The following is a 12644-nucleotide window of genomic DNA, read 5'->3' on the forward strand; positions in this document are numbered from 1 at the left end:
TCCAAATATCCGCGCTGGGCCGCCTCAATTCCTTGCATACACCCAGTCTTAAGGACCACTGCGCGAAGTCCAGCAGGCGCGCCTTAAACCACCCAAATTGTTCAGCGCAGTCCTAGGGCCCGGCCCCGTCCCGGGTACGGGGCTTGGACCTGGGCCCGGAACGGCGCCCGGGTTCCTACCGGAGGATGCTGCGCAGCACGTGGGCGGCGCCGTCGTCGTAAACGGAGTGGGTGACCTCGTCCGCGGCGGCGATGACTTCCTCGGGGGCCTGGCCCATGGCCACACCGCGGGCGGCCCAGGTGAGCATCTCGATGTCGTTGCGGCCGTCGCCGACGGCGACAGTGCGGTGCATCTCAATGCTCAGACGCGCGCGGAGGTGCTCCAGGGCGCTGGCCTTCGTGACACCGGCGGCGGCAATGTCCAGCCACGCCGTCCAGCCCACCGAGTAGGTCACTCCGGCGAGGCCGACGTGGCGGATGGCCGCATTGAATTCCTCCGGGGTGTTCTCCGAACTGAACACCACTACGCGCACGGCGGTGGCCTCCAGCATCGTCTGGAAGTCGACGCCGACGGCCTCCACGCCGAAGCTGGAGTCCTGGAAGCGTTCGGTGGAAAGGAAGTTGCCGTCCCCGTCCTCGAGCGCGTACTTGGCGGTGGGCAGCCTCTTGCGCAGGGCGCGGAGCGCCGGACCCGGATCAAACGTTGCCTTGTGGATGACCTCGTAGCCGATGGAGAGGCTGGAGTCTATGCGCAGGGTCACACCCCCGTTGGAGCACACGGCGTACCCGTTTTCGATGCCGATGTGCTCGATGATAGGCAGCGTCGCGTTGAGTGAGCGGCCCGTGGCGATCATGACCTCGTGTCCGGCGGCCACGACAGCCTGGGCGGCTTCGCGGACGGGAGCCGACATGTGTCCGTCGTGGTCCACAAGGGTCCCGTCGACGTCCAGGGCGATCATCATCTTTTCGTTGGTGCTTCGCTGGTCATCGTTGCCAGCGACTGAGGTTTCAGTCAATGTTGTCATCTCACAAGTAGAACAGACACCCCGGTCAGCCGCTAGGATGCACGCCACAGCAGGGCATGAACATGCAGTAAACACTCACGGCTTATCCACGGCTGTGGGTGTTTACCCGGCGGCTACGGGGCGTCGGCGGGGAATCGCATAGTTAGGGAAGTCCTGCGGAATCAGAGCCGGGATCTTAGAGCACCGGGAAGACGGTCATTCCGCCGAGGTACTTTTGCAGCGCGGCGGGGATGTTGACGGAGCCGTCCGGGTTCTGGTGGTGCTCCAGGATCGCCACGATCCAGCGGGTGGTGGCCAGGGTGCCGTTGAGGGTCGCCACGGTCCGCGTTCCCTTGGGCGCGCCGTCCTCGCTGAAGACACGTTCGCGGATGTTCAGGCGGCGGGCCTGGAACGTCGTGCAGTTGGACGTGGAGGTCAGCTCGCGGTAGGCGCCCTGCGTCGGGACCCAGGCCTCGCAGTCGAACTTCCGGGCGGCGGAATTGCCCAGGTCGCCGGCGGCGGTGTCGATCACGCGGTACGGCAATTCGCACCCGGCCAGCATTTCCTCTTCCCAGGCGAGGAGCCGGGCGTGCTCTGCGGCAGCCTCCTCCACCGTGGTGTAGACGAACATCTCCACCTTGTTGAACTGGTGGACCCGGATGATGCCGCGGGTGTCCTTGCCATGGGAACCGGCCTCGCGACGGTAGCAGGAGCTCTGCCCGGCGAAGCGTATGGGCCCGGCGGAGAGGTCCAGGATCTCGTCCGAGTGGTAGCCGGCCAGGGACACTTCCGAGGTGCCCACAAGGTAAAGGTCGTCTTCGGCGAGACGGTAGATTTCGGCGTCGTGCTTGACGTCGAAACCGGTGCCCTGCATGATCTCGGGGCGGACCAGCGTGGGGGTGATCATCGGCACGAAGCCGGCGTCGATGGCCTGCTCCATGGCCATCTGCAGCAGCGCCATTTCGAGGCGGGCGCCCACGCCGCGCAGGAAATAGAAGCGTGAGCCGGAGACTTTGGCGCCGCGCTCCATGTCGATGGCGCCGATCAGCTCGCCGATCTCCAGGTGGTCGCGGGGTTCAAAGTCGGTGAACTCGCGGGGCGTGCCGACAGTCTTCACCACGATGTAGTCGTCCTCGCCGCCGGCCGGGACGCCGTCCTCGATCAGGTTGGGGATCACCCGGAGCAGTTCCTCGTGCGCGGCCTGCACGACGTCGGCCTCCGCTGAGGCGGCCTTGACCGAAGCCGCAAGGACCTTGACCTCGGCGAGCAGCGCCTGCTTCTCCTCGCCCTTGGCCTGCGCGACTTTCTTGCCGTAGGCGTTCTGCTCGGCCCTGAGGTTCTCGAAGCGGATCAGCGCCGCGCGCCGGGCCGAGTCCGCTGCGATGATCGCGTCCACCACGGAGTCATCGGCGCCGCGGGCGCGCTGGCTGGCCCGGAACTTGCCCGGATTTTCGCTGAGGTCTTTTACGTCGATCACGGGACAAGACTATCCAATCCGGCAGCCATCCCCGGCAATCCGGGGCCGGGCAACGGCGGGATAGTGTTGGAGCACCATGAGCGACTGGCTGCTGTACCTCATCATCGCCGGAGTCCTGGCCTTTGCCGCCTCCAGCTGGTGGGGGGTGCGCCGGCTGAAGGCCCGGCACATCCGCAGCGCGGTCTGGGAAGAAACGCACAGTCCCGGGCTGGGGCGGCAGAAAGTCGCCGTCGTCCTGAACCCGATCAAAGCCAAATCGGCCGAGGCCCGGGCACTCATCGAGGATGCGTGCCTCGAGGCCGGGTGGGAACGGCCCCGCTTCTTTGACACCACGGCCGAGGACCCCGGATTCTCGCAGGCCCGGCAAGCCCTGGGCTACGGGGCCGACGTCGTCCTGGCGGGCGGCGGCGACGGCACCGTGCGCGTCGTGGCGGAAGTCCTCGCGGGCACGGACACCGCCATGGGCCTGATCCCGCTGGGCACCGGCAACCTGCTGGCCCGCAACGTCCATCTGGACGTGTACGACCTGCCCGGCAATGTCCAGACGGCCCTGTTCGGGCACCAGCGCTTCATCGATACGGCGCGCATGAGGGTGGAGAATTCACGGACCGGAGGGTCCACCGAACACACCTTCCTGGTGATAGCGGGCATCGGGATGGATGCCGAAGTCGTCGGCGACACGAACGACGGGCTGAAGAAGGCCGTCGGCTGGCTGGCCTACACCGAGGCCGGCGTCCGGCACCTGCCCGGGCGCCGCAAAAAGGTCTCCATTGCGCTGGACGACCAGCCAGAGCAGACCCGGAAGATCCGCAGCGTACTGTTCGCGAACTGCGGGCTGATCCCCGGCGGAATCGATTTCATCCCGCAGGCCATGATCGATGACGGCATGCTTGACGTGGTGGTGATGAGCCCGCGCAGCGCGATCGGCTGGCTGGCGATGTACTGGAAGATCCTGCTGAAGCACAAGAGGAACTTGCCGGTGATGAGCTACTACCGCTCCGGCAAGATCACCATCCGGTGCGCGGAGCCCATGCCCACCCAGCTCGACGGCGACCCCTCCGGCGAAGCCACGGAGGTCACTATCCAGGTGGCACCGGGCTCGCTGCTGATCCGCGTGAAGGACGGCACCGAAACGGACTAGGCGCTGGCTGCCTTCTTCACAGCTTCGTTCTTCGCGTCGGCGGACTTCTTCGCTTCAGCGGCAGCCTTGGCGGCGCGGGCCTCGGACTGCTCACGGATCATCGCCTGTTCCTCTTCGAAGCGCAGCCGGTCCGCACGGTCGGCGTCGTCGCCGTCCCAGTCCTGGTTTTCAGCAGTCGGCTTGGGATTGACAATCATTCCCTGGCCGTCATTTTCTATGCTGGTGCCTGACATGACCTGCTCCCTCCGGTAGAGGTTATCCCCAATGGATCAGGCAAGCATACGCACAGTTTCCGGGGGGCGGAAGTGCCGCGGATGCCATTCGACTACGCTGTGGGCGAAGCTTCCGGCACATATTCCGGGGCCACCCATGTGCCGGCGAGAATATCTTTGACCCACGCATGCGCGGACCGGAATGCCTGGTCCGAAGTATGCGGCGCCACGTTCGTCCGGTGGCCGTCGGCGCGGCCGTAGGAACCCAGGAACCGGGTCGCCGGGCTGATCCGGTGCAGGCCCGCGAGGGCGTCCGCCACCCTGGCATCGGCAACATGGCCGTCCGCGTCGATGCTGAAGAAGTAGTGCCCCAGATACTGGCCGGTGGGCCGGGACTCGATCCGGCTCAGGTTCACGCCGCGGGTGGCGAACTGGTCCAGGATCTCCATCAGCGCGCCCGGCCGGTCCTTGGGCAGCGGCACCACCACGGTGGTCTTGTCCGAGCCGGTCCGCCCGGGCAGGGCGCCCGGCCGGCCCACGAGCACGAAACGGGTGACGGCGCCGGGGTTGTCGCCGATGTTTTCTGCCAGCACGGCCAGGCCAGGCTGCTCGGTGGCCACGATCGGGGCGCAAATCGCGGCGTCATAGGTGGCACCGTCCGCCAGCAGCCCCATCGCCGCCGCCGCCGTGGAGGAACCCGGAATGTATTCCACGCCGGGAATATGCGCGTCAACCCACAGCCGGCACTGGGCCCAGGCGTGGCCGTGGGTGGAGATGCGGCGGATATCCCCGATCCGCACGCCCGGCCTGGCCACGAGGACAAAGCTGATCGGCACGAGGGCCTCGCGGAGGATCCGCAGCTCCGGACCGGTGGCGATGGCGTCAAGGGTCGCCGTCACGCCGCCCTCGACGGAATTTTCAATCGGCACCATGGCCGCGTCCGCCGAACCGTCCCGGACCTTGTCCAGCGCCGTGTTCACGTTCGAGGAGGGGATGCGGATGGCGTCCGCCGCGTCCGGGACCTGCATCAGTGCCGCCTCGGTGAAGGTGCCTTCCGGCCCGAGGAAGGTGTAGGTGACGGTTGCTGCGGGCATCGGCTCTACTTTCTTTGGTTACAGGATGACTGGCTTGAGTCCGTTGTCGGACACCAGCGGCATTCCGTTTTCGAGCCATTGGTCCATGCCGCCGGCCACGTTCACTGCGGAGTACCCCTGGCCCACGAGCCACTGGGCGCCCCGGAACGACCGGCCGCCGGTGCGGCAGATGACGTAGAGGTCCTCATCCGGATCGAGGTCGCCGATGCGGGCCGGAAGCTGGTCCAGGGGAATATGCAGGGCGCCCTCGGCGTGCCCCGCGACCCATTCGTAGTCCTCACGGACGTCCAGGATCGTGGCCCCGTCAGGGACCTCGGATACTTTCACGGTTTCGGTGTCGCTCATGGAAGTCCTTTCCGGGAAATCTGGGTTCTGCCTCCAGCGTATCGCCAGCTGCCGCGCCGGGCCCTACCAACCGGCACGTTACGCTTCAGGAATTCAGCACAGTGATCAGCACAGTGATCAGCAGGGTGAGGGGAAATTCGATGGCAGCGGAGCGGCACGCCATGCTTGAGCCGACCCGCCGCCCACGGACATGCCCTCCCCTTGATCCCAGGGCTGGACATGATGCCACTATGTCCACCAGCGGGGCCGGGGACTGGGCATGTCCCCCGGTGCGGGGCGCCGCGAGGGAACACCCGGAGCGCTTCCTTGGCTGAGATCCACGAACTCTCGGCCGTCCAATTGCGCGATGCCCTGCGCTCGGGCGAACTCTCGGCGCGCCAGGCGGCCGGCCACTATTTGGAGCGGATCGACGCCGGAAACCCGCACCTTGGCGCGTTCATCACGGTCACGGCGGAGCAGGCCCTGCAGGATGCTGCCGCGGCCGACGATTCCCATGCCCGCGCCGCCCGGGCCGGGGACGGGACCCGAGTCAGGAACGGGACCGGCCTGCCGCTGCTGCACGGCATGCCGGTCGCCTTCAAGGACCTGACGGACGTCGCCGGTGTCGTCACCACCCACGGCAGTGCCGCCCTCGAGCGCAGGCCCGCACTGGCCGACGGCGCCCTGGCGGCCGCGCTCAAGGGTGCCGGCGCCGTATCGCTGGGCAAGACGCAGGTTCCGGAGTTCGGGCTGACGGCGTACAGCGAAAACCGGATCGCGCCTCCCTCGCGCAACCCGTACGCGCTCAGCCGCAGTTCGGGAGGCTCCTCGGGCGGCAGCGCTGCCGCTGTGGCGGCGGGGCTGGTGCCGTTCGCGCCCGGGAGCGACGGCGGCGGATCGGTCCGCATTCCGGCCGCGGCCTGCGGCCTGGTGGGGCTGAAGCCCGGCCGGGGACTGGTGCCTGCGGGAGAAAGCACCGGAGATCCAGCCGGGCTGGTGGTCGCGGGTCCGCTGGCCCGCTCCGCCGCGGATGCCGCCCTGCTGCTTGACGCGCTCGTGCCCGGGATCCCCGGGACGCCTGCGCCGGGCTACCTTGAACAGACCGCCCGGGAACCGCACCGGCTCCGGATCGGGGTCAGCCTGGACAGCCCGTGGAAGAAAACCTTCCCCTTTGTCCCGGACGGCGCGGCACTCGATGCCCTGGCCGAAGGCATCAGGCTGCTGGAAACGGCCGGCCACGAAACCACGGAAGCCGCCATCCGCTACGACAACCGCTACCCGGACGCGTTCACCACGGCCTGGACCGCCGGCATCGGAAGTGCCCGGATCGCTCCGCAGCGCGAGGCGCTGCTGACCCCGCTGACGCGGACGTTCCGGCGGCGTGCGCAGCTGCGCAGCCCGGCCGGGCTCGGCGACGCGCTCGGGTTCCTGCGCCAGTTCCGGCGGGACACGATCGCCCAGTACTCCGCCTGGGACCTCATCCTGACGCCCGCGCTGGCGCAGACCCCCCGCCCGGTGGGCTGGTTCACCGGGGCGGCCCACGGCGGCGGCTACTGGCCGGCGGCCGAGTGGATGGGAGACGCCGACGACGACTACCGCAAGCAGTGTGAATACGCGCCGTGGTCCTCGATGGTGAACGTGTGCGGGCTGCCGGCGATCAGCCTCCCGGTGCACTGGACCGGGGGCGTGAAGGGCGCCGGTCTGCCGATGGGCATCCAGCTGGTCGGGCGGACGGGGTCCGAGGCGCTGCTGCTGCAGCTGGCCGCCCAGCTGGGTTTCTAGCGTGCCCGAAGCCGACCGCCAACCTTGCACCCGCCCGCCTTGCGCCCGCCCGCGGCCTCCGGACATGCCCTCCCCTGGCCGCCACCGCCGGGCATAATGCCACCATGCCCATCAGCGGGGCCAAGGACTGGGCATGTCCCCCCGGGTGGGGGCGGTCAGCGGCTCACGGGATCGGCGGCGGCAATCCGAGCTCCGCGCGCCCCGGCATGCCTCTCCAAGCCTCCGGGGACCAGGCACGCGAAGGCGCCGGTCTGCATTGCCGTCAGAGGCCGCCGCCGTCGTTCCTACGCCCGGTAGCCGCTGTACCTTGCGCTGCCGGCAACGAGCAGGAACAACAACGCAATGGCCAGGACCGTGAGTGCGATCGCCACGTAGCCCAACACAAGGCCCGCGATGGCCATGCCCCGGCCGCTCGGCTCCCGCATCAGTGCCATGTGCCCCAGCACGACGGCGGCGATCTGCGGCAGGAGGAAGAACCCGAACCCGAGAAACGTGGCAACGCCGCAGCACAGGCTGGCGATGCTCAGGCTCTTGGGCGCGGGCGGCATGCCGTAGTAGGCCGGCTGGCCGTAGCCGTTGTACGGGCTGCCCGGCTGGCCGTACTGCTGGCCCGGGGCGCCATACGGAGGCTGGCCGGGGGCGCCGAACGGGACACCGTATGCGGTGCCGTAGGGACTGTCGGGCTGGCCGTAGCCGGCCGCCGGCTGTTCGTGCTGTTCCTGCTGTTCCTGCTGTTCGTGCTGTTCCTTCTGCCAGCCGTAGCCCGGCTCTTGGAAGTGCGGCTCCTGGAAGTGCGGCGCTGCCTGCGGAGTCTGTGCGGGCGGAACCCCTGATCCCTGCGGCGGAAGATCCGACGGCGGCCGGTGGCCGCCCGGCGCCTGGTCCCCTGCGGCGTTGTCGTCGCCGGAATTACTGCCGGAATGCGGCTGATCGGTCATCGAAATCCCCTTGGAGTCGGTGGGTCAAGACTACCGCCGCCGGGCTCCGGAGGGCAGGACATTCTCCGTCACAGGGGCCGGATTCAGGCCAAATCATGCTGCGGTCCGCCGTCGTCTGGCATGCTGGTGCCATGGCTAGCCGCGCGGGCACTGTTGCCCAATCCCAAGATCTTGTTGACCTCACTGCGCTCCTGGATGCGTATTACGACGTTTCGCCGGACCTCGGCGACCCCGGGCAACGGGTGGCGTTCGGCACCTCGGGGCACCGCGGCACGAGCCTCAAGGCGTCCTTCAACGAACCGCACATCCTCGCGATCACCCAGGCGATCGTGGAATACCGTGCGGGCCAGGGCATCACCGGTCCCCTGTACCTGGCCAAGGACACCCATGCGCTCAGCGAACCGGCCCAGAACTCGGCCCTGGAGGTGCTCGCGGCCAACGGCGTGCACGTGCTGATCGACGCGCGCCACGGCTACACCCCCACCCCGTCCCTGAGCCACGCCATCCTCACGCACAACAACAACTCTCCGGCCGGGGCACCGCAGGCCGACGGCATTGTCGTCACCCCCAGCCACAACCCGCCCGGCGACGGCGGCTTCAAGTACAACCCCCCGCACGGCGGACCCGCGGACTCGGATGCCACCGGCTGGATCGCCAACCGCGCCAACGAGCTCCTCGAGAACGGACTGCGGGGCGTCAAGCGCATCCCGATCGCCGACGCCCTCAGCGCCGCAACCACCGGCAAGTTCGACTTCCTCAGCAGCTACGTCGACGACCTCCCCTCGGTGCTGGACCTCGACGCCATCCGTGAGGCTGGCGTCCGGATCGGCGCGGACCCCATGGGCGGCGCCTCCGTGGACTACTGGGGCGAAATCGGCGAACGCCACCACCTCGACCTGACCGTCGTGAACCCCACCGTGGACCCGCAGTGGGCCTTCATGACCCTGGACTGGGACGAGAAGATCCGGATGGACTGCTCCTCACCCTCGGCCATGGCGTCGCTGATCAACCGGATGTCCGACGCCGGTTCCGGCAAGACGGCGTTCGACATCGCGACCGGTAACGACGCCGACGCGGACCGCCACGGCATTGTGACACCTTTTGTTGATGGACAGGGCGGGCTGATGAACCCGAACCACTACCTGGCCGTCGCGATCGATTACCTCTACCGCCACCGGACCGGCTGGAATCCGCAGTCAGTGATCGGCAAGACCCTGGTGTCCTCTTCGATCATCGACCGCGTGGCCGAAAGCCTGGGCCGCAAGCTCGTGGAGGTCCCGGTCGGTTTCAAGTGGTTCGTTCCCGGGCTCCTTTCCGGCGAAGGGGCCTTCGGCGGCGAGGAATCCGCCGGCGCGTCCTTCAACAGGAAGGACGGCAGCGTGTGGACCACGGACAAGGACGGCATCCTGCTGGCGTTGCTGGCGTCCGAGATCACCGCTGTGACCGGCAAGTCGCCGTCGCAGCTCTACAAGGGCCTCACCGACCAGTTCGGCGACCCGGTCTACGCCCGGATCGATGCCGCGGCCACCCGCGAGCAGAAGGCGGCCCTCGGCAAGCTCTCGGCGTCGGACGTCACCGCCACGGAGCTGGCAGGCGAGACCATCACGGCCAAGCTGACCGAAGCACCCGGCAATGGCGCGGCCATCGGCGGGCTGAAGGTGGTCACCGAGAATGCCTGGTTCGCGGCCCGGCCCTCCGGTACCGAAGACGTCTACAAGATCTACGCCGAGTCCTTCAAGGGCGCGGAGCACCTCAAGCTGGTCCAGGCCGAGGCCAAGGCACTGGTGGACGGGGTCATTTCCTGACGCCACGGGCCAGCGCCACCCCACGGGGGGACCGCCTTCAGGCTGTTTTTTCCTCGAGGAGACTCGTGGCCAGCACGGAGCGGTTCCGCCCGAGGGTTTTCGCCCGGTAGAGGGCCGCGTCCGCGGAAGTGGCCAGCGCCTCAAGGTCCGCGCGGCCGGCAGCCGTCGAGGCGATGCCGTAGCTTACGGTGGGCAGGCGCGGAACCACCTCTGGCTGGCGGGAATGGAGCCGGCGGCTGATGTCGGCAGCGATTTCGCTGGCGCGCTCGGGCCTCACACCCGGCAGGAGCAGGATGAATTCCTCCCCTCCGTAGCGGCCCACGAGGTCGGTGGAGCGCACGGTGGCCGTGCAGGCGTCCGCGAAGGCCTGCAGTGCGGTGTCTCCCGCGGAGTGCCCGAACTCGTCATTGATGGTCTTGAAATGGTCCAGGTCGGCCAGGATGAGTGATGTGGGCGTCCTGGCCAGGTTGAGCCGGCGCAGTTCGTCCGCGGCGAGGTCCATGAACGCCGTGCGGTTGAGCAGCCCGGTCAGGCCGTCCACGGTGGCGCGGGAGCGGAGGTCCTGCGTCTGCTGCTCGTAGCTCAGCTCGGCCATGGTGAAGGACGCCACCATCAGGATCACGGCCGAAAAGACAGTGGTGGTCACCGATCCGAAGACGGAGCCGAACACCGGACCCGCGGGCCCGTCGGTGACGAAGGCGATGAACCGGCCGAAATAGTACACGGCAAGGATCCCCGAGCCGACGGCGAGCGTGCGGTGCGCGTGCGAAAAGTCGCGGTCCAGCGCGAACAGCTCCCTGCAGCCCAGGCCGACCAGCGTGCCCATGAAGACGAGGTATGCGGGCCCGCCCGCCCAGATGTTGGTGGCCGGGTGGTCCAGCACGGACGCCACGGCGGTGATCGCGGGAGCGACGGCGAGGACCCAGCTGCGCGGAGCGGCCGTCCGCAGCGAACGGGCGCCGGCCCAGATGCTGGCCGCTCCCGACACGAGCAGCACGTTGCCCGAGGGGTTGGCCCACACCTGGTGGACCGTGCCGTCCAGCAGATACGCCGCGTTGCCGGCCAGGAAAAGCAGCAGGGCCACGCACCACCAGCCGCTGTAGGCGGAACGCGTCCGCCGGTACGTGATGAAGTAGAAGAGCAGCAGAAGTGTCAGGTCGACCACAGCCAACGCCACACGAAGCGTCGATGTGTCCAGCAGCATGGCGTGACCCCCGGTCCACAATCAATGGCCCGATTCCAATCGACCCAGCATCGCAATTGACCTCAGTATGGCACCCCGGCAACCAAAACCATGGCGCCGGTTCACGATGTCACCTATCCGCATCCGGACCGCCTGCAGGGCGATGATGAGTGCATCCCGGTCATTCATAAGGGGGCTTCCTAATAAAGCGGCGTTCATGGTATAACACGAAAAACGGCGCGGGACGACCTCCCTGCGCGACGGGACCGGTCCCAGCCTCCTGATCGAATGGCAGCGCATACTTTGGATATTCTCCACCGGATCCAAGCCGGACTGGCGGTAATGAAAACGTTCATTCCCCAGTTCCTGGTCGCCTTCGCCGTCCGGGCGCCGCTCACGAAGTTGAAGCGCAGAACCCGGACCCAGCCGGTGCATCAAGAGGGTCTCGGCCCTGGGGTGAAGCTCGGCAGCACCAACAAAGCACCCGGCCAGTCCTCACCGGTTGCGGGTGCCAGCATTTCCAAAATCTTCTACGACATGCTCGTCCTGTCAGTGCTGCGGTTCGTCTTCGGACGAAATCCGGTGAGCGCGCCGCCGGCTGCGATCATCGCGTCCCGGCCCGGCACCGTCATGGCGAACATCAGCCCCGTGACGGCCTCGTCTGTGAAGAGCCTGATACTGGGCTCTTTCGGCGGGGCGCCCCCCTCCGGGCAGTTCGCAGCGCCGCGGACGCCTCCAAAGCACCGGTCAGCATCAAAGCGTCCTGCCCGGTACCGGTCAGGTGGTCCATCAAGGGCACCCGATCGGACGCGCTATTCCAACCTATGAGATCCAAGGAGACGTCATGCTCACCGCCGAACAAATCGATCGCCTGCTCAGCCAAGGCGCAAATGTCCTTTCGGAGGACGGAGAAAAGATCGGCTCCATCGGCCAGGTCTTCGTGGACAACGATGACGGACAGCCCAGCTGGATGACCGTCAGGACGGGCTTGTTCGGAATGTCCGAATCCTTCGTGCCCCTTCAAGGTGCCCGGACAGAGGGCAATGACATCGTCGTCCCTTACAGCAAGAACCAGGTCAAGGACGCGCCCCGGATCGACGCCGATCGGCCCCTGGAGCCTGCCGAGGAAGGCCGGCTCTACCAGCACTACCAGCTCGACAGCGGACGCACCTACACCGAAGCGGCTACAGATAGCGCAGCTTCCACCGCCGCCCCCGGCACGCACAGATACGACGCACGCGACGCCACCCGCACCACCGGATACGACGCCACCGCGCCCACCACGGACGACGCCATGACCCCCACCGGACAACGCGACACCACCGGAAGCGACCGCAACGACGCACCCGACACCACCCGTACCACCGGATACGACGCCACCGCGCCCCGCTACACCACCGCGCCCGCCACGGACGACGCCAGGACCCCCACCGGACAACGCGACACCACCGCACCCGCCACGGACGACGCCAGGACCCCCACCGGACAACGCGACACCACCCGCACCACCGGATACGACGCCACCGCGCCCACCGGACAACGCGACACCACCCGCACCACCGGATACGACGCCACCGCGCCCACCGGACAACGCGACGCCACCGCGCCCACCGGACAACGCGACGCCACCGCGCCCACCGGACAACGCGACGCCACCGCGCCCACCGGACAACGCGACGCCACCG

General features: G+C 67.9%; 11 protein-coding genes. 4 read left to right on the forward strand and 7 right to left on the reverse strand.

Annotated elements, in window-relative coordinates; genetic code table 11:
* Nucleotides 1-175: 175 nt before the first annotated feature.
* Nucleotides 176-1024: an HAD family hydrolase gene (locus J9611_RS20195; protein WP_211882878.1), complete on the reverse strand. Its 849-nt coding sequence runs from the start codon at nt 1022-1024 to the stop codon at nt 176-178.
* Nucleotides 1025-1199: 175 nt separating this feature from the next.
* Nucleotides 1200-2480 (reverse strand): serine--tRNA ligase, encoded by a 1281-nt coding sequence (gene serS, locus J9611_RS20200; protein WP_211882880.1) that lies wholly within the window; start codon nt 2478-2480, stop codon nt 1200-1202.
* 76 nt (nt 2481-2556) lie between these two features.
* Here serS and J9611_RS20205 point away from each other — a divergent pair, with 76 nt between their 5' ends.
* A complete protein-coding gene (locus tag J9611_RS20205; RefSeq protein ID WP_211882881.1) occupies nt 2557-3621 on the forward strand; it encodes a diacylglycerol/lipid kinase family protein in 1065 nt (354 codons plus the stop codon).
* On the opposite strand, the gene J9611_RS20210 is transcribed toward J9611_RS20205, so the two are convergent.
* The 3 genes from J9611_RS20210 to J9611_RS20220 form a co-directional block, all read right to left on the reverse strand.
* Nucleotides 3618-3854, reverse strand: coding sequence for a hypothetical protein (locus J9611_RS20210; RefSeq protein WP_211882883.1), 237 nt, complete (start codon nt 3852-3854; stop codon nt 3618-3620). The two genes, J9611_RS20205 and J9611_RS20210, sit on opposite strands and share 4 nt — an antisense overlap.
* A gap of 92 nt (nt 3855-3946) precedes the next feature.
* Nucleotides 3947-4927: a prephenate dehydratase gene (gene pheA, locus J9611_RS20215; protein ID WP_211882885.1), complete on the reverse strand. Its 981-nt coding sequence runs from the start codon at nt 4925-4927 to the stop codon at nt 3947-3949.
* Nucleotides 4928-4945: 18 nt separating this feature from the next.
* The gene (locus tag J9611_RS20220) at nt 4946-5272 is read right to left on the reverse strand and encodes a rhodanese-like domain-containing protein (protein WP_211882887.1); all 327 of its coding nucleotides are present in this window, start codon (nt 5270-5272) and stop codon (nt 4946-4948) included.
* Between the two features lie 306 nt (nt 5273-5578).
* Here J9611_RS20220 and J9611_RS20225 point away from each other — a divergent pair, with 306 nt between their 5' ends.
* Complete coding sequence (locus tag J9611_RS20225) at nt 5579-7033, forward strand: amidase (protein ID WP_211882888.1); 1455 nt, start codon at nt 5579-5581, stop codon at nt 7031-7033.
* Nucleotides 7034-7317: 284 nt separating this feature from the next.
* On the opposite strand, the gene J9611_RS20230 is transcribed toward J9611_RS20225, so the two are convergent.
* Nucleotides 7318-7971, reverse strand: coding sequence for a DUF4190 domain-containing protein (locus J9611_RS20230; protein WP_211882889.1), 654 nt, complete (start codon nt 7969-7971; stop codon nt 7318-7320).
* A 131-nt stretch (nt 7972-8102) separates the two neighbouring features.
* On the opposite strand from J9611_RS20230, the gene pgm reads away from it, so the two are divergent.
* Nucleotides 8103-9776 carry a phosphoglucomutase (alpha-D-glucose-1,6-bisphosphate-dependent) gene (gene pgm, locus J9611_RS20235; RefSeq protein ID WP_211882890.1) on the forward strand — a complete coding sequence of 558 codons (1674 nt, stop codon included), beginning with the start codon at nt 8103-8105 and terminating at the stop codon, nt 9774-9776.
* 37 nt (nt 9777-9813) lie between these two features.
* Here pgm and J9611_RS20240 read toward each other — a convergent pair whose 3' ends face one another.
* Complete coding sequence (locus J9611_RS20240) at nt 9814-10980, reverse strand: GGDEF domain-containing protein (RefSeq protein WP_211882891.1); 1167 nt, start codon at nt 10978-10980, stop codon at nt 9814-9816.
* Nucleotides 10981-11803: 823 nt separating this feature from the next.
* Between J9611_RS20240 and J9611_RS20245 the strand changes: the two genes are divergently transcribed.
* Nucleotides 11804-12644, forward strand: an 841-nt coding sequence (locus J9611_RS20245; RefSeq protein WP_211882892.1) for a PRC-barrel domain-containing protein, incomplete at its 3' end; no start/stop codon positions are given.

It is taken from the genome of Pseudarthrobacter albicanus (assembly GCF_018224015.1).
Lineage (GTDB): Bacteria > Actinomycetota > Actinomycetes > Actinomycetales > Micrococcaceae > Arthrobacter > Arthrobacter albicanus.

Coding starts and splice junctions, on each gene's coding strand:
- J9611_RS20240 (WP_211882891.1), bottom strand. CDS start 10,980: ATGCTGCTGGACACATCGACGCTTCGTGTGGCGTTGGCTGTGGTCGAC.
- J9611_RS20205 (WP_211882881.1), top strand. CDS start 2,557: ATGAGCGACTGGCTGCTGTACCTCATCATCGCCGGAGTCCTGGCCTTT.
- J9611_RS20230 (WP_211882889.1), bottom strand. CDS start 7,971: ATGACCGATCAGCCGCATTCCGGCAGTAATTCCGGCGACGACAACGCC.
- pheA (WP_211882885.1), bottom strand. CDS start 4,927: ATGCCCGCAGCAACCGTCACCTACACCTTCCTCGGGCCGGAAGGCACC.
- J9611_RS20210 (WP_211882883.1), bottom strand. CDS start 3,854: ATGTCAGGCACCAGCATAGAAAATGACGGCCAGGGAATGATTGTCAAT.
- J9611_RS20195 (WP_211882878.1), bottom strand. CDS start 1,024: ATGACAACATTGACTGAAACCTCAGTCGCTGGCAACGATGACCAGCGA.
- J9611_RS20220 (WP_211882887.1), bottom strand. CDS start 5,272: ATGAGCGACACCGAAACCGTGAAAGTATCCGAGGTCCCTGACGGGGCC.
- pgm (WP_211882890.1), top strand. CDS start 8,103: ATGGCTAGCCGCGCGGGCACTGTTGCCCAATCCCAAGATCTTGTTGAC.